This is a genomic window from Rhodococcus (subgen. Prescottella) equi, assembly GCF_003013675.1.
Classification (GTDB): domain Bacteria; phylum Actinomycetota; class Actinomycetes; order Mycobacteriales; family Mycobacteriaceae; genus Prescottella; species Prescottella equi.
This window is the reverse complement of the sequence record NZ_CP027793.1, coordinates 4,395,846-4,418,236: the sequence shown is the minus strand read 5'-3', so window position 1 is coordinate 4,418,236 and position 22,391 is coordinate 4,395,846. Positions and strand designations below refer to the sequence as shown.

The window sequence follows — 22,391 nt, the reverse complement described above, 5'->3', positions numbered from 1 at the left end:
CGGATGCCCGGAAGTGCGCCGGGAGTGGCTAGGCTGACCCTCGATGACGGCTATGTGGTTCGGATTGGCAGTGATAGCGCTCGCGGGTGCTGTCGTGCTGCTCTATGTCGATCGTTCGCGTCGTGACCAGACCGGTCGGGTGCGGCAGATCTGGGCGAAGGCGCAGGGGTACACCTACAACACCGCGGACGAGCATCTGCCGTCGCAGTGGCATCGGGCGGCCCTCGCCAAGCAGGAGTACCTGGGCGCCGTGGACGTCGTGCGCGGCGTCCGCCGCGGCGAGCAGTTCGTGCTGTTCGACCTCGAGGACACGGCGACGATCGTCGCGGTGCACCGGGAGGTGGGCTCCGACGTCGACATCGATCTGCGCCTGAAGTCGACGCCTCCGCCGCGCGACAGCGACCTGAACCTGCTGGGCGCGATCGGCCCGCGCGTCGTGTTCGCGACCGATCTCGAGATCGCGCGCCGCGTGTGCGATCAGCGCATGGTGGCGTTCACCGAGTCGGTGCCGCCGCAGCTGCAGATGCTGTGGAGCGAGGGGGAATGGACGCTCGGTTCGCTCCCGATCGGCAGTACCGGCCGCGACTGGGACGCCGCGATCGAGGTCGTGGCCCGGCTGTCGGGGATGCTGCGTGTGCTGCCGCCGGCCGTCGAACCGCCGGCGATGCAGCCCGCCGCGCACGATCCCGGCCGTCCGATCGCCCCTGAACCCGTTCCCGAATAGCGGCTCGGATCCTGTTTCAGTAGATTCCGCAGCTGTGGTTGCTGTGTCGGGTGTTGTTCTTGTTGTTGTTGTGATTCTTGTGGCCTGGCTGGCGTCGGTGAACCGGAACCTGCGCCGCCTCGACGCCAATCTGCGCACCGCGCTGTCGTTGATCCACGTGGAACAGGACCGTCGCTGCGAGTACGTGCCCGGTCTCGTGCTCGCCGTCGCGGACACCGTGGGCCGCGAACTGGTCAGCACGGTCACCGGGGCGCGTTCCCTGGCGATGCGGGTCCGCGAGGAGAATCTGGACCTCGGCCGACAGGCCGGCGCCGAGAACGCTCTCTCCGCCGCGCTGGCGTCGTTGATGGGGACCGCGCGCAGCTATCCCGCGCTGCGCCGCGACTGGGCGTTCGTCCGCCCGGCACACGAGATCGACCAGACCGAGACGCGTCTCGCCGGCGCCGTCACCGTCTACAACGATCTGGCCCGCAAACTGAACGACTCGCTGCGCACGTTCCCCGCGTCGCTGCTCGCGCGGCCCGCGGGAATCGCCGCGGCACCGCTGTTCGAGGCGGCGACACTCCAGATGCCCACGAGCGCGGACGACGCGTCCGCCGCCGAGCAGGCCGCATAGGGCCGCCAGCGCCGTGACCTGGCCGCCTCGCTAGGCTCGACACGACGAAAAGTCACTGACTTCGAACGATGATGGGAGCGGCCGATGACGGATCGCGACGAGCTCGCCGCGCTGGTGCGCGAGCTGGCGGTGGTGCACGGAAAGGTCACCTTGTCCTCCGGCAAGGAAGCCGACTACTACGTGGACCTGCGCCGCGCGACCCTGCATCACCGGGCCGGACCGCTGATCGGCAAGCTGCTGCGCGAACTGGTCGCCGACTGGGACTTCGCCTCCGTCGGTGGCCTCACGATGGGCGCCGACCCGGTCGCGATGGCCGTCATGCACGCCGAGGGCCGGCCGATCGACGCGTTCGTCGTCCGCAAGGCCGCCAAGGCACACGGCATGCAGCGTCAGATCGAAGGCCCCGACGTCGTCGGCAAGCGCGTCCTGGTCGTCGAGGACACCACCACCACCGGCAACTCGCCGCTCACCGCCGTCAAGGCACTGCGTGACGCCGGCGCCATCGTCGTCGGTGTCGCCACCGTCGTCGACCGCGCCACCGGCGCCGACGCCGTCATCGCCGCCGAGGGCCTCGAGTACCGCTCGCTCCTGGGCCTCGACGATCTGGGGCTGAGCTAGGCGCCTTTTCTCAACAGCTGAAGGGACCCTTCGTGCGCTCGCGGCGCATAAAGGGTCCCTTCAGCTGTAAGTGGCGTCCGGTCAGGGGACGAGGAAGAACGCGCTGACGACGCCGTATCCCGCCTGCGGGCGCAGTTCGTTGTACCAGGGGCCGATCGGGCTCACCTGCATCGTCAGCCTCGCGAGCCCGGAACCGGGATTGATCTCGGTTCGGACGGTCTCGCCTTGGCGTGCGAGGAGTTCGACATCTCTGAGCTGCCCGGTGAAGATCCCGAAATTCCATCCGACGGCGACCTTCAGCCGGCAGACCGGGTTCTGCGCCCAGCCCGGCCCGACACCGTTCAGGACACGCGGCGTGAACGCGATGGTCGCGAGACCCGGTCGCGCCGGATCGGTCTCGACGACGGTGTCGATGAGGCCGTTGCAGTAGTCGTTCTGCCCGAGCACCGGAAGGGTGGGTCCGTTGATCGTCATGTGCACGAGCGGCGCCGGTGCCGGTGCGGCGCTCGCGGTGGTGGCGACGCCCGTGATGGTGGCGGTCGCGATGGCCGCGGCGCCGAATGCGCGCACGGCAAAGCTGCGAAGCTTCATGTGAATCCCCCGTTTTTGATGTGTTTCGTTCCCCCGGCCGTCCCGTGACTCCCCGTCACGTTGCAACAGCCTCGAGCATGCTCACACACAACCCGCGGCGACACCAAACCGGATGGTCGGCGACGGAACAGTGGCTGTCGCATATCGTGTTCCGATGCCGATCCGGAAGACGCGGACACGCCTGTCCGACGGGCGCGAGCTGATCTATTTCGACGACACCGAGCCGTACGCAAGTGGGGTAGTGACACGCGAGTTGCACGACGGCCGTGACCTGGCACCGGTCGAGGCGGCGTCGACGATGCGCTTCGACGTGCTGACGGGGGAGTGGGTGACGCTCGCCGCGCACCGGATGAACCGCACCTTCCTGCCGGCGACCGACGAGTGCCCGCTGTGCCCGACGCGGCCCGGACGTCCGGCGACCGAGATCCCGGCCGGCGACTACGACGTCGCGGTGTTCGAGAACCGCTTCCCGTCGCTGGGTTCGGCGGCGGAGGAGGTTCCGGGACTCGTTGACGGCGAGCATCTTTGGCCGCAGCGCGCCGCCGACGGCCGGTGTGAGGTGGTGTGCTTCACCGGCGACCACGACCGCGGCTTCGCGCAGCTTCCGGTCTCCCGCGTGCGGACCGTGCTCGAGGCGCTGCGGGACCGGACACGCGAGCTGTCGGCGCTGCCGTCCGTCGCGCAGGTGTACTGCTTCGAGAACCGCGGCGAGGAGATCGGGGTGACGCTCTCGCACCCGCACGGTCAGATCTACGCGTATCCGACGCTGCCGCCGCGCACCACCGCGCTGCTGCGTCAGGCCGAGGAGCACCGAAAGCGCACGGGGCGTTCGCTTCTACGCGACGTCCTCGACGCCGAGCGGCGCGCCGGTACCCGCGTGGTGGTCGAGGGCGAGCACTGGACCGCGTACGTGCCCGCTGCGGCGCGGTGGCCCGTCGAACTGCATGTCGCGCCGCACCGGGACGTCGCCGATCTCACCGAGCTCGACGACGCCGAACTCGACGAGCTCTCGCACCTCTACCTCGACGTGCTCGGGCGGCTGGACCGCTTCTTCGACGGCGTCGATCGGCTGCCGTACATCGCAGGGTGGCACCAGGCTCCGATCGGCGCAGGCCGTGACCTGGGACGGCTGCACCTGCAGGTGTTCTCGCTGATGCGTTCGCCACACCGGATGAAGTTCCTCGCCGGTTCCGAATCCGGGATGGGCGCGTGGATCAGTGACACCACCCCCGAGCGGATCGCCGCACGATTCCGGGAGGTCGCGCCGTGACGGTCTGGTTCGACGCCCGTTCCGACGCCGAACTCGCTACTGCGGTAACGGATTCGTTCCGCCACGAGTTCGGCGTGGGCGCGGACGGCGTGTGGGCGGCACCCGGTCGGGTCAACCTGATCGGTGAGCACGTGGACTACGCGGGCGGGCTGTGCCTGCCGATCGCGTTGCCGCACAGCACCGCGGTCGCGGTGACGCGTCGTACCGACGGGCTGATCCGGCTGCGGTCGTCGAACGGCGACCCGTGGGACGGCCGGCTCGCCGACATCGGCCCCGGACGGCCGGCGGGGTGGGCGTCGTACCCGGCTGGCGTGATCTGGGCACTGCGCGAGAAGGGCTTGCTCACTGGCGATTTCGGCGGAGTGGATGCCGTGTTCGTGTCCACCGTGCCGATCGGCGCGGGGCTGTCGAGTTCGGCGGCGCTCGAATGTTCGCTCGCGCTCGCGCTGGTTCCGGACGCCGATCGGGCGGACCTGGCAGCGGCGTGCGTGCGGGCCGAGAACGACGTCGCGCTCGCCCCCACCGGCGGAATGGACCAGGTGGCGTCGCTGCGTGCATCGGAAGGGACTGCGCTGCTGTTGGATTCGGCGTCGGGTGAAGTGTCGCACGTACCGTTCGTCCCGGAGGATTTGTCGCTGTTGGTGATCGACACCCGGGCGCCGCACCGGTTGGCGGACGGGCAGTACGCGAAACGTCGGGCGGCGGTGGAGCGGGCGACGCGTCGGCTCGGGGTGGCGTCGCTGCGCGTACTGGCCGATCGGGGGCGGGAGGGCGCGGACGCGGTCCGGTCGCTGAAGGACGACGTCCTGCGGCGGCGGGCGTGGCACGTGATCAGCGAGATCGCCCGCGTCCGGCTCGCGGTGGCGGCAGCGGAATCCGGGGACTTCGCGGAGTTCGGCCGACTGCTGTACGCGTCGCACATGTCGTTGCACCGCGACTTCGAGGTCTCGTGCCCCGAGCTCGACACCGCCGTCGAGGCCGCGATGGTCGCCGGGGCGCTCGGTGCGCGCATGACCGGTGGCGGGTTCGGTGGTTCCGCGATCGCACTGCTCCCCGCAGAGAAGGTCGACGACGCGATCGACACCGCCCGCCGCCTGGCCGCGGACCGAGGCCTGCCCGAACCGGCCTTCGCCGTCGTCGCCGCTTCGGCCCCCGCCCGCCGCCTGCTCTGACGCCCCCCTCTCGCGTTTTGCGCACTTATCGCGCCTTCCGGGGTGCCCCGGGGCGCGATAAGTGCGCAAAACGCGGGAGCCGGGATCCCGTGGACCGGGAGACGGGGATCCCCTCCCTGCAGGGACCGGGCATGCTCGGTCCAGTCGAGGAACGGAGCGCCGGTGAGCCAGGAACGGGTGCGGATGTCGGAGCTGGGCTCCGACTCGGTGTCTGTGCTGCGGATCATCGCCTACTTCGACGAACTGGGGGAGTCGGCCGCCAACGCGGACACCATCGTGCGGGCGGCGGCACTGCTCGCGGAATGCTCCGTCGGTGCGGGTTGGGCGTCCGGCACCGTGATCGGCTACGACGCGCTCGGGAACCCCCGGGGCGACCTGCGCCCACCGGCCTGCGGCCCCGAGGAGCCCGGCGTGTGGCTCGACCGCGACGGCACCGAACGCCCCCTCGACTCGGTGCTGCTGGACCGCCTCCGCCACACCCTGCGGGTCGCGGCCGCGCGCTCCGGATCGTCGGAGACACTGCGGCTGGGGGATCCCGCGCTGCTCGAGGTGGTGCTGTCGGACAAGGAGCGCCGTGAGGACCGGGTGCGGGCGGTGGGTCTGCTCGGACTCGATCCCACGCGCGACATTCGGGTCCTGGCGGTGTCGTCGAACACGAGTACCGCTGCTGTCGAACAGATCTCACGGATCTGCGCGGGCCGGTTGGTCCGCTCCGTCGACGTCGGCAACCTCACGGCCGTGCTCCTGCAGGACGGCGCCGACAGCCGTACGCTCGCCGACGGTCTGCACGCCGCGATGGCCGACGCGTACCCGACGTCGGGCGTCGATCGCGGCCCGTGGGTGGGGATCGGGGAACGACTGAGCGTGTATGCGGCGCCGACGTCGTGGAAACAGGCGCGGCGGGCGCTGCGGTTCGCGTCGTCCACCGGGTACGGCCGGCGGGCGGTGGCGTATTCACGGCTCGGTTCGCTCGAGCTGCTGGTCGAACTGCCCCTCGAACGCCTGCTCAACGACCGGGACGTCGCCCGGATCAACGCGATCGCGGCGTCGGCGTCCGGCGCCCAGGACGTGGCGACGCTCGAGGCGTTCTGCGTGTTCGGGTCCCTGCGACGCACAGCCGCCGAACTGCACGTCCATCACAGCACCGTCGCCGCTCGACTGGCGCACCTGGAAGCCGAGATGGGCTGGAACCTCGAGGACTCGATGGACCGGTTCACTGCGACGCTGGTGCTGATGATCCGGCGGATGGCCTTGTCGTCTACCGAGTTGGCGGCGTCCGAGGTGTTCGGTTCGGGCTTCTGAGCCCGACGCCTGACGCCCGACGCCCGACGCACGTCGGACCCGACGGGCGGAACGGTCGACGCGCGTCGGGTGACCGGTACGGGTCCGATGGGTGACGATCGTCGCGAAGTTCGTTTCATCGGAAAGGAATTCGCACATGGCCGTGATCGACCCGAATCGCACGTGGGAACTGCTCGAGCAGCGCCTCGCCGTCACCACCGATGCCCGCCACCGAGTCGTTCTCGGTGCGGTGATCGAGCACATGCGGGCGGAGGCCGCCCCGGACCTGGATCGGCTGATGGCGACGCTGAATCCCGCTCCCGACTACCACTTCTGGAACGGCGGCCAGGACGTCGGGCCGAAGGGCACCGAGGGTGTGAAGACGTATTACATCGACTTCCTCGCGACCCGCACCAACATCCTCGAGTACGAGCTCGACCGGCTCGTCGTCGACGACCACTGCCTGGTCACCGAGGGTTTCCTCAAGCAGATCCACCCCGGCTCGTATGCCGCGCAGATCGGCATCCCGGTCGACGACGAGGCGGCCGACTATCTCGTCGTCTTCCGTCAGCTGATCCTGTGGCCGGTGGACGAGGACGGGCTCATCCAGGGCGAGGACTCGTACCACTCCGGCCCGTCGAGCGTCACCAAGCTGTCGTTCGAGGAGTTGCCGCAGGAGTACGTCGACCTGGTGCACACCCCGGCCACCTGACCCCCGAACGCGTTTTGCGCACTTGTCGTGCCCGGGGCACCGGGATTTCCGCGACAAGTGCGCAAAACGCGAGGGGGAGGGGGACAGGGAGGGGGAGGGGGAGGGTGGAAGGGTACCGACCTCAGTCGGCGTCGCCGACCGTGACGGCGACGGCCTCCTCGACGCTGTGCGGTTCGGGATCGTGATCGTCGACGTGCGCCAGCACCTTTCGCCCCGTGGCGAGGACCAGGATGCCCAGGACGGTGCATCCGGCGCCCACCCAGAACGGCATGTGGACGTTGTGCTCGCCGAGCTTGCCGGCGACGTACGGAGCCGCTGCGCCGCCGACGAAGCGGACGAAGCTGTACGCGGCCGACGCCGTCGAACGTTCGACCGGCGCCGAGATCATCACGGTCTCGGTGATGAGGGTGTTGTTGACGCCCAGGAACAGTCCCGCCAGGACGACGCACACCACCAGTGCCGGCTTGGAGTCGGTGAACAGTGCCATCGCCGCGAGGTCGACGGCGAACAGGCTGAGGGCGGCGATCATCATCGGCAGCGTGCCGAAGCGGCGCTGCAGGCGCGGGGCCAGGAACACCGACGCGATCGCCAGCGCCACACCCCAGCCGAAGAAGATGAAGCCGATCGAGTACGCGCCCATGTCCAGCGGGAACGGGGTGTAGGCGAGCAGCGTGAAGAAGCCGTAGTTGTAGAGCAGCGCGGTGATCGCGACCGTCAGCAGACCGCGGTGGCGCAACGCGAGGAACGGTGCGGCCAGCGAGGTCCGGTGCGTCGGCTTGGGCGCCTTGGGCAGCATCACCATGATCAGGATGAAGGCGATGGCCATGAGCGTCGCGACACCGAAGAACGGTGCGCGCCAGCTGATGTTGCCGAGCACTCCACCGACCAGCGGTCCGACGGCGATACCGATGCCGAGCGCCGCCTCGTACAGGATGATCGCCTGTGCGACACCGCCACTGGCAGCGCCGACGATCGCCGCGAGGGCGGTCGCGATGAACAGTGCGTTGCCCAGACCCCAGCCGGCACGGAAGCCGACGATCTGGTTGATGGTGTCCGACGTGCCGGCCGCCGCCGCGAACACCACGATGATCGCCAGGCCCCACAGCAGCGTCTTCTTGGCGCCGATGCGGCTCGAGATCATGCCGGTGAACAGCATGGCGACGCCCGTGACCAGCATGTAGCTGGTGAACAGCAGCGACACCTGCGACGGGGTGGCGTCGAGCTGTTCGGCGATGGGCTTGAGGATCGGGTCGACGAGCCCGATGCCCATGAAGGCGATGACGCTGGCGAAGGCGACGGCCCACACCGCTTTCGGTTGATGCAGGATGCTCGGCTTGCTCGCGGCCGGTGCGGTCGTGGTGCTCACGTATCCCTCCTCGGGTGATGTCGTGGTGGTCAGCGCTCTGCTGCGGCGGTCCGGATGATCGCCCGGAGTTCACCCAGTCCGTCCGAGATGCGGGCTACCTGCTCCGGCTCGAGGTGCGCGAAGTGTGGCGTCAGCGCGTCGGCGACCTCGTGGCGGGCCTCGGCGAGCCAGCGCCGTCCGTCGTCGCTGATGCCGACGAGGACGGCCCGGCAGTCGTCGGGATCCGTCTGGCGCGATACCAGCCCCTCCTCGCCGAGGCGCTTGAGCAGTGCCGTCGCCGACGGCTGGGAACAGCGGTCGAGGCGCGCGAAGGTGCTGATCCGGATGGGCCCCTGCTCCTCGAGTAGCGACAGTGCCCGCATCCACGGCCGGGGGCGGTCGTCGACGGAGAGTGCCGACGCGAGTCGGGTGAACCGGTGGGCGTTGCTCACCAGCTCGACGAGCAGGTCTCGGAACTGCGGATCGGTGGAACTCACGGAAGATAATAATTACATAAGCTAACTATCTATGTCTACCCCTCGCGTTTTGCGCACTTGTCGCGGGTTCGGCGGCCCGGAAACCGCGACAAGTGCGCAAAACGCGGGGAGGGGAAAAGGCAGGGAAGGGAGGGGCGCGGCGGTACGGTCGTGCGAAATCGGACACGGCGCTCCCAACGAAGACCGTCGTGCCGGATCGGACACGAGGAGTGGGCATGGCATTCGCGAGCGGCAAGAAGTGGGGACTCGAGCATGCGGTGTTCGCCGGGGCGACGGCGGCGACGATCTTCGGTGCGGTCACCGGACGGGAGCGGGTCCAGCAGGTGGCGAAGCCGTTGATCGCGCCCGCGCTCGCGACCCGGGTCCTGCGCCGGCGCGACGACCTGGACACCGCCGACGCCGCGCTGCTCGTGGCGGGCCTGGCCGCCGCCACCGTCGGCGACGTGTTCATGATCGACCCCGACGTCGACGCACGCCTGCGCCGCGGCGCCACGTCGTTCGGCGTCATGCAGACGACGTATTCGTCGTTGCTGGTCCGTCGGGGCGCCAAGCCGCGGCGGGCGGCGGTTCTCCCGCGACTCGGTGCCTGGGCGGGCGCGTCAACCCTGTTGCACGCGAAAGCTCCCGCCGTCGCGAAGACCCTCACCGGGTACGGGGCGCTGCTCGGCACCACCGCGACGCTCGCCGCCGATCCCGCGCTCGCGCCCGGCGCCTCGGACGTCGCGGGACTGCCGATGCCCAACCGCGGCGACCGCCGCAGCTGGCTCGGCCTCGGCGGGCTCCTCTTCACCGGCTCCGACGGAACGATCGTGGTGCGCAAGCTCTTCCTGCGCGGCGAGAAGACGCGGGCCGTGGCCGAGGGCGCGATCCTCGCCTCGTACGCGGCCGCGCAACTGCTGCTCGTCGAGGGGATGATCGAGTTGGGCCGACACGCCCGGAAGCGAATAGGCTAGGGGTAGATCAGGATTCGATCGCGATTGCGCGGGTCGACGCGGATCGAGATCGTCTCGCCCGGGACGAAGCGCTCGCGGAACTCGCGCGCGACCTCGTAAACCACGGTGCCGGTGTACGACTCGGATCCGGGCACTGTCAGCGCCAGATCGAGTTCGGTGAGCTGACCGTTGTCGACCGTCCGGCGCAGCGGTTGCGCGCGGCGGATGGTCGCCCATCCCTCGATCCCGTGCCTGGCCAGTTTGCGCTCGGACCGGGTGGGGCGGTCGGCCCACATCATGCCCAGCCCGAGGGTGGAGCCGTACGCCGCGAGAAGACCGCCGATCTGGTACGGAATCGTGCCCTCGGGAGTGTGCTCGACGAGCCAGCCGAGCCAGGCCGACAGCACGATGAGGTAGCCGACGGTGATGAAGCAGACGGTGCGAACGATGCGTGGGTGATTCATGGCCTTCTCTTCTTGACGCCACCTAGCCTAGTCGCCCGAAGTGCGCCCGGCAGCGTCGTAACCGGGCTGCGCGACGATCACCGGAGCGAGCCATCGCCGCAGGTAACGGCGTAGTTCGGCGTCCGGGCGCTGCGGGTTGCCGGGGGAGACGAAGAACGACTGCATCGTCCGCAACAGATGCTCGACGAGTTCGCTCAGGGCCGCGTCGTCGTAGCCGTGCCGCTCCCAGTCGACGTCGAAGCGCCTGATCATGGTGAGGCCGAAGGCCTGCGCCTCCTCGGACGTGATGCCGTCCGTGTGGGAGTGCGCGCCCGAGAGCATGATGCCCAGGTGCGGAGTCCGGCGGACGTCGTCGAGCGTGTAGACGACGGCCTCGACCAGGGCGTCGGCGGGATCGCGGCGCCCCTGCACGTGGTCGGTGAGGCGATCGAGGAAGTCGCCGACCGACGCGATCGCGGACGCCCGCATCAGCGCGTCGGCGCTCGGGAAGTAGCGGTACACCGTCTGCCTGATCACGCCCAGGGATTCGGCGACGTCCGCGATGCTGACGGCCGATCCGGTGCGGGAGATCCCCTCGACCGCGGCGGCGACGATCCGCCGCGCGGCCTCGTCGTCGTCGACCGGCGGCTTGCCGCCCCATCCGCGTCTGCGTGCCACGGCCGGACCGTACCAGCCGTGCGGCCGGTCCCCGCGCAGGTGGCGACGATTTCGCCGAAACCAATCATACAAGTGACAAGTCGATCGTATGATTGCTGCGATCGTGGCCCCGGCCTGCCCGGACGGGCCCGCACCGACGACGAACGAGGTAAGTGCGCATGACGGATCTCAAGCCCCGGAAGATGGATTTCGGCTTCGACGACGGGGACGTCCCGTTCCTGTGGAACCCCGACAACCCGGCCTGGTCGAGCATGTCGAACGCGGTGTCGTTCCTGGCCATCGGCTTCGAGAAGATGATCGTGAAGCTGATCCTGCAGGCCAAGCCCCTCATCACCGACCCCGAGGTCGCGGAGGAGGCGGTGGCGTTCATGAGGCAGGAGGGCCACCACTCGACTGCACACCGCCAGCACGTGAACGGGCTGATCCGCAGCTACCCGGGCCTGCAGAACACCCTCGACGCGGTCGTCGGCGAGTTCGATCTGCTGACCGAGCGCACTTCGATCAACTACCGGCTGGCGTACACCGCCGACCTCGAGGCGACGTTCACGCCCGTCTTCAAGCTCATGCTCGACAACGAGGCCACCCTGTTCCGGCCCGGCGACGACCGGGTCGCGTCGCTGTTCCTGTGGCACTTCGTCGAGGAGGTCGAGCACCGCAGTTCGGCACTGATCATCTACAACTCGATCGTCGGCAACGAGCTGTACCGGATGCGGATGGCGCCGTCGATCTTCGCGCACGTCATGAAGTCCATCCGCATCGCGTGTGCCGGCTTCAACCAGCATGTTCCGCTGTCCGAGCGGAAGGTCGACTCGCTGTCGATGTTCGCGCGGCACCGGGTCAAGCAGCGGGTGCTCACCACCCTCGCGCCGTACCTGACCAAGGGTCCGATGCCGCGCGCGTTCGACGGCCTCCCCATCGGCGAGCAGCTCACCGCGCTGCGCGGCGCCGTCCGCAGCCAGATGCCCGGCCACAATCCGACGCACGAGAACCTGCCGGTGCTGGCCGACGAGTGGTTCACCCGCTACGACGCCGGTGACGACTGCACCCGTTGGTACTCGGCCGCGCCGGTGTCGTCGGGGGTGAACTGATGTCGGACCTGTGTACGCCCACGTTCGAGGACCTGGCGACCCGGCTCGGCTTCTCGTGCGAGGAGGCCGGCGGCTTCTTCGAGCTGCGTAACCCGGCGGCGTTGGAGAACTGGACGCTGCCCGTCCTCGAGCTGACCATCGTCCTCGGTTCGGTCCTGGCGCTCGTGTACGCGATCGTGCGGCTGCGCCGGCACGGCGATCCCACCAACCTCGTGCTGTGGTTCGGCGCCACCGCGTTCCTGTTCGTGATCGAGCCGCCCATCTACTTCCCGGGCACGTTCGGTACCGAGGAATACCTCGGCACGATGTTCGCGCACAACGTGTTCACCGTCGACTTCCTGTGGGGCAGACTGCCGCTGTACATCATCGCGATCTATCCGTTGATGGCCACGCTGGCGTTCGAGCTCGTCCGCATGCTCGGCGTGTTCCGGCGCTACGGGGTGTTCCTCGGCGCGGTGTGCGTCGGCTTCGTCCACCACGCGTTCTACGAGATCTTCGACCAGCTCGGACCGCAGCTGCGGTGGTGGGAGTGGACGCTCGACAACAAGGTCAACCTGCCGTTCTTCGACTCGGTGCCGCTGCCGAGTGTGGTGGTGTTCGCCGCGCTGTGGCCGATGTCGCTGGCGCTGTGCGTCCAGTTCTTCGTCGGCCGGCACGTGGACGGGGGACGGCACTTCTCCGGGCTCGAATTGGTCTGGCGCACTGTCGTGGTCGGCCTCGTGGCGTCGGTCGGGGTGTTCGTTCTGCCGCTCCCGGCCACGGTCTTCGGCATGGGCAGCGACACGGTCCGCGGCGTCCTCTACGCGGCCGAACTGGTGGCCGTCACGGTGGTTGCGGTGCCGCTGCTGGTCAAGCAGTGGTCCCGATTGCGGTCGAGGACCTCCGACGTTCCGGCCTACTCCAACGACTTCGTCCGCATCTACGCCGTCGTGTACCTCGTGGTGATGGGCGGGTTGTGGCTGAGTGCCCTGCCCGACTTCTTCGGGGCGGTCGACGGCGTCACCACGAACGGTGATCCGATCGGCAACATCTGGTACGCGATCGCATGCTTCGCCGTCGCGATCGCGTGCGTCGCCGCGACGTTCACCGTGCCGCGCCCGACCGCCGACCGGGACACGGCCCCCGACGTGCGTCCGGTGACCAACTCGGCCTGAGTGCACACGGTTTCGTCCCGCAGCGCCTAGCCTGACGGCATGGCAGCGACATCTCGGCCCACCGTGTTCGTCACCGGCGCCGCGGCGGGGATCGGCCGCGCGACCGCCCTCGAGTTCGCGCGCCGCGGGTACTTCGTGGGCGCATACGACATCGACGAGGACGGGCTCGGCTCCCTGCACGAGGAGATCGTCGCGCAGGGTGGCCGGGCCCGCACCGGCGTCCTGGACGTCACCGACGCCGACGAGTGGCGGCTGCGTCTGGCCGAGTTCACCGCGGGGAACGGTCGACTCGACGTCCTCGTCAACAATGCCGGTGTCCTGGCGTCGGGGCACTTCGAGGACGTTCCCCTGGAGACACAGCGGCGGATGGTGGACATCAACGTCGTCGGCATGATGAACGGCATGTACACGGCGTTTCCGTACCTGAAGGAGACGCCGGGAGCGCAGGTGGTGAACCTGGCGTCGGCGTCGGCGATCTACGGCCAGCCCGAACTCGCGACATACAGCGCCACCAAGTTCGCGGTGCGCGGACTCACGGAGGCACTCGAACTGGAGTGGCGCGGCCACGACATCCGGGTGCTCGACGTGTGGCCGCTGTTCGTGCGGACCGGGATGATCCGCGGGATGTCCATCGGCAGCACCCGGTCGCTGGGCGTGCGGCTCACCCCGGAGCACGTCGCGCGGGCTGTGTTCGACGCCACCCGGAATCGGGGACGGTTCCCGAAGGTGCACTTCCCTGTCGGCGCTCAGGCCCGGGTCCTCGCCGCGGCATCGGGGATCTCGCCCTCGTGGCTGGCGCGGCTGTCGAACAAGGTACTCAGCCGCGCCTGAATCGAGTGCCGGTGTGGACGACTAGAGTTCGGTGACGGCGGATGGCGTCGAGAAATCGGTCAGGAGTGGGTGTGCGTCGGGGATTTCTGTCGTGGCTGGGAGTGGCCGCGGCGCTGACCGCCGTGCCGGCGCTTGCCGGGTGCGGAAGTTCGGCGCAGACACCGGCCGCCGAATCCACCACTACCGTCGCAGCGCCGACGACCACGACACCCGTGGCCGCGCCCACCACCACGACGACGACGGCCCCGACGACCACCACGACGGCGCCCACGACCACCGCGGCGGCCACCACGACGCTCACCGACGTGCAGTTCCAGCGCAACGAGTCGTACTTCTTCTCCTCGCCCGACGGCACCTTCACGTGCGGGATCGTGCGGCTGCCGGGCCGCACCGAGGCCGGCTGCGAGGGCGTCACCACACCGGTGCCGCCGCGGCCCGAGGACTGCATGGTCAGCTGGGGGAACGGGATCCGCGTCGAGGACACCGGACGCGGCGCATTCATGTGCTCGGGCGGGCAGCTCTACACGTCCGGCTCCGGCACCGAACCGGTCCTCGCGCCGGGTACCCCGCTCGCGAAGCTCGGGTACACCTGCGCGACGACGGCGTCGTCGGTGACGTGCACCAACGACGAGACCGGGCACGGGTTCACCGTCGCCCCCGATTCGAACGAGACGTTTTGACCACCGAGGAACCGAAGATGCACTCCCCGCTCGCCGACGACGCAGACGCGGCGGGTCCCACCGAGTGGGGCGAGCACCCGCACGGCGTAGGCCCGTGGGCGGACGAGCACGAGACGCCGATGCCGATCGACGAGCGCTACGACCCGCAGTTGCTCGTCGACGGCGACCGCCGCAACGTCGTCGACGCGTACCGCTACTGGACGCGGGAAGCGATCGTCGCCGACATCGACTCCCGACGGCACCCGCTGCACGTGGCGATCGAGAACTTCGCGCACGACTCGAACATCGGCACGGTGGTGCGCACCGCGAACGCGTTCGCGGCCGCCGCGGTCCACATCGTCGGGCGTCGACGCTGGAATCGGCGCGGCGCCATGGTCACCGACCGCTACCAGCACCTGGTCCACCACACCGATCTCGACGAGTTGGCCGCGTTCGCGCGGGAGAACGGGCTGACGGTCGTCGCGGTCGACAACACGCCGGGGTCGGTACCGATCGAGACGGTCGAGTTGCCGCGGGACTGCCTACTGCTTTTCGGGCAGGAGGGGCCCGGCGTCACCGAGCAGGGGCACGCGGTCGCGTCGATGACGGTGTCGATCGCTCAGTTCGGATCCACCCGCAGCATCAACGCCGGAGTCGCGGCGGGAATCGCGATGCACACCTGGATCCGTCAGCACGCGGATCTCGGCCGGGCGTGGTGACCGGACCGCGCAGCACATACCAGCGAGTCCGGTAGCAAAAGTACCGGCGCCCAGGCAAGATCGGGGCATGCAGCGCGAATGGTCTGCCCGGGCGGACGCCGCCGAGGAGGCGGTCATGACCCGGCACATTCGCCGCGTGTGGGGGATGCCGGGGACCGCGCTCGCGGTGGTGGCGTGGCCCGCGGTGCGGCGCGAACGGATGTTCGTCAACTGGCACTACTGGTGGCAGGCGAACCTCATCAACTGCACCGTCGACGCCGCGGAACGAAACCCCACCGCACGCCGCCGGCGTCGGCTCGCGCGGCTCATTCGCGGTCACCGCTTCCGGAACATCTCGGGCTGGACCAACAACTACTACGACGACATGGCGTGGCTCGCGCTCGCGCTCGAACGTGCGCAGCGGATGCAGTTGATCGACAGCCGCAAAGCGCTGTCGACACTCGAGTCGCAACTGTTCGATGCCTGGTCACCCGATTCCGGCGGTGGGATCCCGTGGCGTAGGAACTCCGATTTCTTCAACACCCCGGCGAACGGGCCGGCCGGACTGGTACTCGCCCGGCTCGGCCGGTTGTGGCGGGCGCAGGCGATCGCGGACTGGATCGACGAGACGCTCCGCGATCCGGAGACGGGACTGATCTTCGACGGCATCCGGTCCGACGGCACGATCGAACGCAACATCTACTCGTACTGCCAGGGCACGGTGCTCAGCCTCGAGACGGAGCTGGCGGTCCGGATGGGCGCACCCCGGCACCTGTCGAGGGTGCACCGTCTGGTCGACGCGATCGACGAGCGACTGACGCGCGGCGGGGTGATCCGCGACGGGGGAGGTGGCGACGGCGGCCTGTTCAACGGGCTGCTCGCCCGATACCTGGCGCTGGTGGCGCTCATGCTGCCCGGCGATGCCCCGGAGGACGTCCGCGCCCGGCAACTCGCCGCGCAGTTGGTGCTCGGCTCGGCGGAGGCGGCGTGGGAGAACCGGCTCCAGGTCGAGGAGCTGCCACTGTTCGGCAAGGACTGGAGCATTCCCGCGCAGCTACCCGGCCTCGGTTCGGGGATCGCGACGTTCTCCGACGGGTCGGTGCATCCGTCGGACATCGCCGAACGGGACCTGTCGGTGCAGTTGGGCGGCTGGCTGCTGATGGAATCGGCGTACCTGGTGTCGGCGGCCGGATACCCGAAGCGTCGGTGACCGAGCGTCAGTTGTGGACGTCGTCGACCTCGACGTCCTCGGCCGGCTTCGCCATCTCGCGGCGATAGCTCCACACTCCCGCGGCGGTGCCCATCACGAGCAGCGTCACCAGGAGCCCGAGTACGAGCGGCATCAGCCACGGCACCCGTTCGAGCAGGGAACCGCAGTAGAAACCGATCATCAGCAGCACCGGCGCCCACACGACCGCACCGATGCTGCTGGCGATCGTGTAGCGCCGGTGGTCCATGTTCGCGGCACCCGCAACCATCGGGCACAGCGTCCGGACCCAGGGAATCCAGCGGGCGACCAGGACCGCCCAGAAGCCGTGCCGGTCGAGGAGCACGTTCACCTTGTGCAGGTTCGCCGCATTGACGTACTTGCCGTTGCGACGGGCCACGAGATGGTGGCCGCTGCGCTTTCCGATCGCGTAGCCCACCTGGTTGCCGGCGATCGCGGCGCCCATCGCGCCGGCCGACAGCGCCCACGTGTGCTGCGCGCCCGCCTCGTGCGTCGCGAGCACGATGCCCGCCGTCACCAGCAGCGAGTCACCGGGCAGGAACAGCCCGATGATCAGTGCGCACTCCAGGAAGACGAACGTGAGAACGATGATCCAGACCAGTGCGGGACCGGCCGATTCGAGCGGGCCGAAGGAGCCGGCCGCAATGGTCATCGTCAAGCGGTGGGGTCGTTCGGGGTCCGCACGGGCTCGATGGGCTCGACGCCCTCGACAGAGGTCTTCGGCGCCTTGCGGGAACCGAAGTAGCGCTTACCCACCTCGACGATGATGGGGACCACCGACACCAGGACGATGCCGATGAAGATGTAGTCGATGTTGTCGGCGATGAACTGGATCTGGCCGAGCCAGAAACCGAGGAGCGTGACGCCGGCGCCCCACACGATGCCACCGATGACGTTGTAGGTGATGAACGTCGAGTACTTCATCTTCGACGCGCCCGCGACGAGCGGCGCGTAGGTGCGCACGATCGGCACGAAGCGGGCCAGGAAGATGGTGGCCGGGCCGTGCTTCTCGAAGAAGGCGTGCGCCTCGTCGATGTAGCTCTTCTTGAAGACCTTCGCGTCGTTCGACTTGAACAGGGCCGAGCCGCCCTTCGCGCCGATCAGGTAGCCCACCTGGTCGCCGAGGACCGCGGCGATCGGGATGGTCACCATCAGCACCCACAGCGGTGCGAACGGTTCCACCTCCGCCGACTTCGACGCCGCGATCAGACCGGCGGTGAACAGGAGCGAGTCGCCCGGCAGGAGCGGGAACAGCAGACCCGACTCGATGAAGACGACCAGTAGGAGGCCGATCAGCATCCAGGTGCCGAACGAGTTCAGCAGATTCACTGGATCGAGGAATCCCGGCAGCAATGCCAGATTCGTGGTCACGGGCTCCGAGGCTGCCAGCACATTCACGCGCACCAGACTACCGGCGGCCGCTGAGAGACCGCTGAGTCCACCGGGCCGGGTGAGCCGACACGGTCCGGACACCAAGGGAGGCGGGGGCGCGTACGGGTTGCCATACTGCATAGAGAACCGGCGCGCCGTCACAGTCGGCCGCGCCATCAACCGTCACATGGAGGACAGCCGCCGTGCCTATCGCAACTCCCGAGGTCTACGCCGAGATGCTCGGCCGCGCCAAGGAGCACTCCTTCGCCTTCCCCGCCATCAACTGCACGTCGTCGGAGACGATCAACGCCGCGATCAAGGGTTTCGCGGACGCAGGCAGTGACGGCATCATCCAGTTCTCGACCGGTGGCGCGGAGTTCGGCTCGGGCCTGGGCGTCAAGGACATGGTGACGGGTGCGGTCGCGCTCGCCGAGTTCGCGCACGTCGTCGCCGCCAAGTACGACGTGACGATCGCGCTGCACACCGACCACTGCCCCAAGGACAAGCTGGACACCTTCGTGCGCCCGCTGCTCGCGATCTCCCAGGAGCGCGTGAACAACGGTCGGAACCCGCTGTTCCAGTCGCACATGTGGGACGGCTCGGCCGTGCCGATCGACGAGAACCTCGAGATCGCGCAGGAGCTGCTGAAGCTGTCGAAGGCCGCGAACATCATCCTCGAGGTCGAGATCGGCGTCGTCGGCGGTGAAGAGGACGGCGTCGAGGCCGAGATCAACGACAAGCTGTACACGTCGCGTGAGGACTTCGAGAAGACGGTCGACGCGCTCGGTGTCGGCGAGAACGGCAAGTACCTGCTGGCCGCGACGTTCGGCAACGTCCACGGCGTCTACAAGCCGGGCAACGTCGTCCTCAAGCCCGAGGTGCTCAAGGAGGGCCAGGAGACGGCCGTCGCCAAGCTGGGTCTGTCCGCGGGCTCGAAGCCGTTCGACTTCGTCTTCCACGGCGGTTCGGGCTCGCTGAAGTCGGAGATCGAGGACTCGCTGCGCTACGGCGTCGTGAAGATGAACGTCGACACCGACACGCAGTACGCGTTCTCACGTCCGATCGTCGGCCACATGTTCTCGAACTACGACGGCGTCCTGAAGATCGACGGCGAGGTCGGCAACAAGAAGGTCTACGACCCGCGCAGCTACCTCAAGAAGGCCGAGGCCGGTATGACCGCCCGCGTCATCGAGGCCTGCAACGACCTCAAGTCCGCGGGACGCTCCGTCTCCGCCGGCTAGTCACCCTTTTCGCGTTTTGCGCACTTATCGCGGTTCCCGGGACGGGAAACCCGCGATAAGTGCGCAAAACGCGTTTCGGGGGCGGTGCGCTACTCGCGGTCGCACACCTTCCAGGTGCCGTCGACTCGCTCGAGGTCGAGTGTGCGCGGCGACGCATCGGACGGATCGGCCTCGGTGTGCGCGGTGACCTGAGCGATCGCGGTGTCCCCGGTGATCTGGACGGTGTCGACGCTCGTGACCACCGGGACACCGCCGTGCGCGACCACGTCGCGGTGCACGCCGGCGAAGTCGGTGGGCGGGATGTCGCGGTAGAAGTCCGCCAGCGTGCCGCGCGTCGACGACTGCAGGGCGCCCAGGTTGCCGGAGTCGAGGGCCTGCGCGAAGGTGTCGACGGCGTTCCGGACGCGGGACTCGTCAGGGTCCTGGGCGCCGGTGCGGGCGATGACGAACCCGGTCACGCCGAGCGCGGCCAGGACGCCGACCACCGCCAACGTCGACGCGACGATCCAACCGCGGTTGCCCCCGCGCCGCCGATCCTTCTTCGTGCTCGGCGCCGTCGGCCGGATGCGCTGCGGACCGGCGGCCGGGCTGGTCGGATTGTCGTTCTGGTCGGGCACGTGACGCCTCTCGGTCCGGGAGCGAGATCAACTGGTGGGCAGCCTATCGGCCTTCCGGCCGATGGCGGCACAATGGACGCCATGACGTCATTCGGTGATCTTCTCGGACCACAGCCCACCCTGCTCCCCGGCGACGAGGACGCGGAATCGGCGCTGCTCAACCACGAGGACCCGGCGAAGGTCGCCGCCGAGCACCCCACCGCGTCCATCGCGTGGGCGTATCTCGCGGAGGCGGCGCTCGAGCAGGGGCAGACCATCACGGCGTACGCGTACGCGCGTACCGGCTACCACCGTGGACTCGACCAGTTGCGCCGCAACGGGTGGAAGGGCTTCGGTGCCGTTCCCTACAGCCACGAGCCCAATCGCGGTTTCCTGCGCTGTGTCGCCGTCCTCGCGAAGGCCGCGCAGGCCATCGGTGAGAACGACGAGTACGCCCGTTGCCTGGACCTGCTCGAGGACAGCGATCCGCGGGCAGCCGAAGCACTTGGTCTCGGCTAGCCGCTTCGTTCCCAGCCCGGCGGCGGGCCGAGCGCGCGCAGCGGCGAACGTCCGTCGTCTGCGCGCGTCGGCGTTGCCGATCCTGCAGTGCGGTCTGGCGGCCGGTTTCGCGTGGTGGTTCGCGACCGAGGTCGTGGGGCACACGAGACCGTTCTTCGCGCCGATCGCCGCCGTCGTCTCGCTGGGACTGTCGCTCGGTGCGCGGATGCGCCGGTCGGTGGAACTGGTGTGTGGTGTCACCGTCGGGATCGGTATCGGTGACCTGCTGATCTCGCTGATCGGTACCGGCGCGTGGCAGATCACGCTGGTCGTCACGCTCGCGATGGGTACCGCCGTGCTGATCGGGTCCGGCCCGATCTTCTCGATGCAGGCCGGCACGTCGGCGGTGCTCGTCGCGACGCTGCTTCCGCCCGGTGACGCCGCCGGGTTCGAGCGGATGGTCGACGCCCTCGTCGGAGGGCTCGTGGGTATCGCGGTCGTCGCGGTGGTGCCGACGCATCCGGTGCGGCGAGCCCGACGCGACGCCGCCGGCATCCTCGCGACCGCGAGCGAGGTCCTGCAACTGGTGGCCGACGGGCTCATCGCGAACGATGCCAAGCCGATCGAGAAGGCCCTGCGCAAGGCCCGGGAGACGCAGCCGGCGATCGATTCCCTTCGCAGCAACCTGTCCGGCGGCAAGGAGATCAGCCGGATCTCCCCGCTCTACTGGGGCAGCCGGGCCCGGCTCGCCAGGCTCACCGCGACCGCCGACCCGATCGACAACGCGATGCGTAACATCCGCGTCCTGTCGCGCCGATCGCTCACGCTGGTGCGCGACGACGAGATTCTCGACCCGCGCCTGGTCGACGAGATCGAGAAGCTCTCTCAGGCCCTCGACGTGCTGCGCCGGATGATTCTCGCGGAACCGGGGGAGCAGCCGGACCAGGCGGAGGCCGCGCGGGTGCTGCGGACGGCGGCGTCGGGCCTGAAACCCGAACTGGTCGAGGGTGCGGGCATTTCCGCGACGGTGGTGTTCGCGCAGATCCGTTCGCTCATCGTCGACCTGTTGCGGGTCGCGGGGCTCGAACGGATCTCGGCGATCGCGACGTTGCCGCCGACCGTGCCCAGACCCGCCTACCGGCCGGACCTCTGACAGCCTTTTCATATATGCGAATACATGCATATGATGGGCCGAACCGACGAGGAGGTCCATCATGGGAGCCGGTCACGGGCACAGCCACGGCAACACCGCCGCCGCGAACGGGGTAGGGCCCACGCCCACCCGCATCCGCAAGATGGTGATCGCCCTGGCCATCCTCGTCGGCTTCCTGGTCCTCGAGACGGTCGTCGCGCTCGCCATCGGCTCCCTGTCCCTGCTCGCGGACGCCGGCCACATGCTCACCGACGTCGTCGGCATGTCGATGGGGCTGGTCGCGCTGCTGCTGGCGAAGCAGGGTTCCAAGGCGGCGGCCCGCACGTTCGGGTGGCATCGCGCCGAGGTGCTCACCGCGATGGCGAACGCCGTCCTGCTGCTCGGCGTCGCCGCGTTCGTCATGTACGAGGCCATCGGCCGCATCGGCCACGCGCCGGAGATCCCCGGCGTCCCGCTCATGTTGACGGCCGCCGCGGGACTCGCCGCCAACATCGTCGTGATGCTGATGCTGCGCGGCGACGCCAAGGACTCGCTCGCCGTCCGCGGCGCGTACCTCGAGGTGCTCGCCGACGCCGTCGGCAGCGTCGGGGTCCTGATCGCCGGCGCCGCGCTGGTGCTGTTCGACTGGAGCTACGCCGACATCGTCGTCGGTGTCCTGATCTCGCTGTGGGTGGTCCCCCGCGCGCTCAAGCTGGCCGGATCGGCGCTGCGGATCCTCACGCAGGCCTCACCCGCCAACGTCGACGTCGACGCCGTCCGGGCCGATCTGCGTGCCGTCCCCGGCGTCTCCGACGTGCACGACCTGCACGTGTGGACGCTGACCACCGGCATGGACGTCGCGACGGTGCACCTCACGACCGATTCCGATTCGCAGCGGGTGCTGGCGGCGGCCAAGACCGTGCTCGATGCGCACGGCCTCGGCCACGCCACCGTTCAGGTCGAATCGTGTGTCGAGGGATCGCGGTGCCAGGAGGACCTGACGTGGTGACGGCCTG

General features: G+C 69.0%; 26 protein-coding genes. 18 read left to right on the top strand and 8 right to left on the bottom strand.

All coding sequences use genetic code 11. The features are described 5' to 3' along the window. Window positions 1-52 precede the first annotated feature (52 nt). The 3 genes from C7H75_RS20695 (at window position 53) to pyrE (ending at window position 1,958) form a co-directional block, all read left to right on the top strand. Window positions 53-724: a TtfA family protein gene (locus C7H75_RS20695; protein WP_013417154.1), complete on the top strand. Its 672-nt coding sequence runs from the start codon at window positions 53-55 to the stop codon at window positions 722-724. A gap of 70 nt (window positions 725-794) precedes the next feature. Continuing rightward, the gene (locus C7H75_RS20690) at window positions 795-1,340 is read left to right on the top strand and encodes a LemA family protein (protein WP_037084887.1); all 546 of its coding nucleotides are present in this window, start codon (window positions 795-797) and stop codon (window positions 1,338-1,340) included. Between the two features lie 84 nt (window positions 1,341-1,424). Next, window positions 1,425-1,958, top strand: coding sequence for an orotate phosphoribosyltransferase (gene pyrE, locus C7H75_RS20685; protein WP_005517738.1), 534 nt, complete (start codon window positions 1,425-1,427; stop codon window positions 1,956-1,958). An 81-nt stretch (window positions 1,959-2,039) separates the two neighbouring features. Here the strand turns inward: pyrE and C7H75_RS20680 are convergent, their stop codons facing one another. Further along, a complete protein-coding gene (locus C7H75_RS20680; protein WP_106851756.1) occupies window positions 2,040-2,549 on the bottom strand; it encodes a hypothetical protein in 510 nt (169 codons plus the stop codon). Between the two features lie 154 nt (window positions 2,550-2,703). On the opposite strand from C7H75_RS20680, the gene galT reads away from it, so the two are divergent. The 4 genes from galT to C7H75_RS20660 all read left to right on the top strand — a co-directional run bounded on the left by galT (window position 2,704) and on the right by C7H75_RS20660 (window position 6,984). Then, window positions 2,704-3,819: a galactose-1-phosphate uridylyltransferase gene (galT, locus tag C7H75_RS20675; RefSeq protein ID WP_233281803.1), complete on the top strand. Its 1,116-nt coding sequence runs from the start codon at window positions 2,704-2,706 to the stop codon at window positions 3,817-3,819. Beyond that, the gene (galK, locus tag C7H75_RS20670) at window positions 3,816-4,991 is read left to right on the top strand and encodes a galactokinase (RefSeq protein WP_106851755.1); all 1,176 of its coding nucleotides are present in this window, start codon (window positions 3,816-3,818) and stop codon (window positions 4,989-4,991) included. The genes galT and galK overlap by 4 nt, the downstream gene beginning before the upstream one ends. Window positions 4,992-5,174: 183 nt before the next feature. Beyond that, window positions 5,175-6,293 (top strand): PucR family transcriptional regulator, encoded by a 1,119-nt coding sequence (locus tag C7H75_RS20665; RefSeq protein ID WP_175279394.1) that lies wholly within the window; start codon window positions 5,175-5,177, stop codon window positions 6,291-6,293. A 136-nt stretch (window positions 6,294-6,429) separates the two neighbouring features. After that, window positions 6,430-6,984: a nuclear transport factor 2 family protein gene (locus tag C7H75_RS20660; RefSeq protein ID WP_041674432.1), complete on the top strand. Its 555-nt coding sequence runs from the start codon at window positions 6,430-6,432 to the stop codon at window positions 6,982-6,984. A gap of 121 nt (window positions 6,985-7,105) precedes the next feature. On the opposite strand, the gene C7H75_RS20655 is transcribed toward C7H75_RS20660, so the two are convergent. Then, the gene (locus tag C7H75_RS20655; protein WP_106851754.1) at window positions 7,106-8,350 is read right to left on the bottom strand and encodes an MFS transporter; all 1,245 of its coding nucleotides are present in this window, start codon (window positions 8,348-8,350) and stop codon (window positions 7,106-7,108) included. A 29-nt stretch (window positions 8,351-8,379) separates the two neighbouring features. Further along, complete coding sequence (locus C7H75_RS20650) at window positions 8,380-8,826, bottom strand: MarR family winged helix-turn-helix transcriptional regulator (RefSeq protein ID WP_013417147.1); 447 nt, start codon at window positions 8,824-8,826, stop codon at window positions 8,380-8,382. A gap of 215 nt (window positions 8,827-9,041) precedes the next feature. Between C7H75_RS20650 and C7H75_RS20645 the strand changes: the two genes are divergently transcribed. Next, entirely contained in the window at window positions 9,042-9,779 is a 738-nt protein-coding gene (locus C7H75_RS20645; protein WP_106851753.1) for a lysoplasmalogenase family protein, read from the top strand. Here the strand turns inward: C7H75_RS20645 and C7H75_RS20640 are convergent. Both C7H75_RS20640 and C7H75_RS20635 read right to left on the bottom strand, forming a co-directional pair. After that, entirely contained in the window at window positions 9,776-10,222 is a 447-nt protein-coding gene (locus C7H75_RS20640; RefSeq protein WP_041674431.1) for a hypothetical protein, read from the bottom strand. The genes C7H75_RS20645 and C7H75_RS20640 overlap by 4 nt on opposite strands. A gap of 27 nt (window positions 10,223-10,249) precedes the next feature. Further along, a complete protein-coding gene (locus tag C7H75_RS20635) occupies window positions 10,250-10,879 on the bottom strand; it encodes a TetR family transcriptional regulator (RefSeq protein ID WP_106851752.1) in 630 nt (209 codons plus the stop codon). Between the two features lie 158 nt (window positions 10,880-11,037). Between C7H75_RS20635 and C7H75_RS20630 the strand changes: the two genes are divergently transcribed. The 6 genes from C7H75_RS20630 to C7H75_RS20605 all read left to right on the top strand — a co-directional run bounded on the left by C7H75_RS20630 (window position 11,038) and on the right by C7H75_RS20605 (window position 16,519). After that, entirely contained in the window at window positions 11,038-11,967 is a 930-nt protein-coding gene (locus C7H75_RS20630; protein WP_005517751.1) for a metal-dependent hydrolase, read from the top strand. After that, complete coding sequence (locus C7H75_RS20625) at window positions 11,967-13,121, top strand: hypothetical protein (protein WP_084847781.1); 1,155 nt, start codon at window positions 11,967-11,969, stop codon at window positions 13,119-13,121. The genes C7H75_RS20630 and C7H75_RS20625 overlap by 1 nt, the downstream gene beginning before the upstream one ends. Window positions 13,122-13,160: 39 nt before the next feature. After that, window positions 13,161-13,952 carry an SDR family oxidoreductase gene (locus C7H75_RS20620; protein WP_084847616.1) on the top strand — a complete coding sequence of 264 codons (792 nt, stop codon included), beginning with the start codon at window positions 13,161-13,163 and terminating at the stop codon, window positions 13,950-13,952. Between the two features lie 65 nt (window positions 13,953-14,017). Then, the gene (locus C7H75_RS20615; RefSeq protein ID WP_175271991.1) at window positions 14,018-14,632 is read left to right on the top strand and encodes a DUF6636 domain-containing protein; all 615 of its coding nucleotides are present in this window, start codon (window positions 14,018-14,020) and stop codon (window positions 14,630-14,632) included. A 17-nt stretch (window positions 14,633-14,649) separates the two neighbouring features. Then, entirely contained in the window at window positions 14,650-15,330 is a 681-nt protein-coding gene (locus tag C7H75_RS20610; protein WP_081184625.1) for a TrmH family RNA methyltransferase, read from the top strand. A gap of 67 nt (window positions 15,331-15,397) precedes the next feature. After that, entirely contained in the window at window positions 15,398-16,519 is a 1,122-nt protein-coding gene (locus tag C7H75_RS20605) for a glycoside hydrolase family 76 protein (protein WP_022597810.1), read from the top strand. Window positions 16,520-16,526: 7 nt separating this feature from the next. Here C7H75_RS20605 and C7H75_RS20600 read toward each other — a convergent pair whose 3' ends face one another. Both C7H75_RS20600 and C7H75_RS20595 read right to left on the bottom strand, forming a co-directional pair. Beyond that, window positions 16,527-17,189 (bottom strand): DedA family protein, encoded by a 663-nt coding sequence (locus C7H75_RS20600; RefSeq protein WP_081184291.1) that lies wholly within the window; start codon window positions 17,187-17,189, stop codon window positions 16,527-16,529. Between the two features lie 2 nt (window positions 17,190-17,191). Next, on the bottom strand, window positions 17,192-17,935 hold the full coding sequence (locus C7H75_RS20595) for a VTT domain-containing protein (protein ID WP_175274640.1): 744 nt from the start codon (window positions 17,933-17,935) through the stop codon (window positions 17,192-17,194). 176 nt (window positions 17,936-18,111) lie between these two features. Between C7H75_RS20595 and fbaA the strand changes: the two genes are divergently transcribed. After that, window positions 18,112-19,149, top strand: coding sequence for a class II fructose-bisphosphate aldolase (fbaA, locus tag C7H75_RS20590; protein WP_064057645.1), 1,038 nt, complete (start codon window positions 18,112-18,114; stop codon window positions 19,147-19,149). A gap of 89 nt (window positions 19,150-19,238) precedes the next feature. On the opposite strand, the gene C7H75_RS20585 is transcribed toward fbaA, so the two are convergent. Then, complete coding sequence (locus C7H75_RS20585; RefSeq protein WP_106851751.1) at window positions 19,239-19,766, bottom strand: Rv0361 family membrane protein; 528 nt, start codon at window positions 19,764-19,766, stop codon at window positions 19,239-19,241. Window positions 19,767-19,847: 81 nt separating this feature from the next. Here C7H75_RS20585 and C7H75_RS20580 point away from each other — a divergent pair, with 81 nt between their 5' ends. From C7H75_RS20580 to C7H75_RS20570, 3 genes are all read left to right on the top strand, one after another. Beyond that, a complete protein-coding gene (locus C7H75_RS20580) occupies window positions 19,848-20,264 on the top strand; it encodes a DUF3151 domain-containing protein (RefSeq protein ID WP_022597808.1) in 417 nt (138 codons plus the stop codon). 58 nt (window positions 20,265-20,322) lie between these two features. Further along, on the top strand, window positions 20,323-21,396 hold the full coding sequence (locus C7H75_RS20575) for an FUSC family protein (protein ID WP_372440037.1): 1,074 nt from the start codon (window positions 20,323-20,325) through the stop codon (window positions 21,394-21,396). A 61-nt stretch (window positions 21,397-21,457) separates the two neighbouring features. After that, window positions 21,458-22,384, top strand: a complete 927-nt coding sequence (locus C7H75_RS20570) for a cation diffusion facilitator family transporter (RefSeq protein WP_005517770.1) — start codon at window positions 21,458-21,460, stop codon at window positions 22,382-22,384. Window positions 22,385-22,391: the final 7 nt, after the last annotated feature.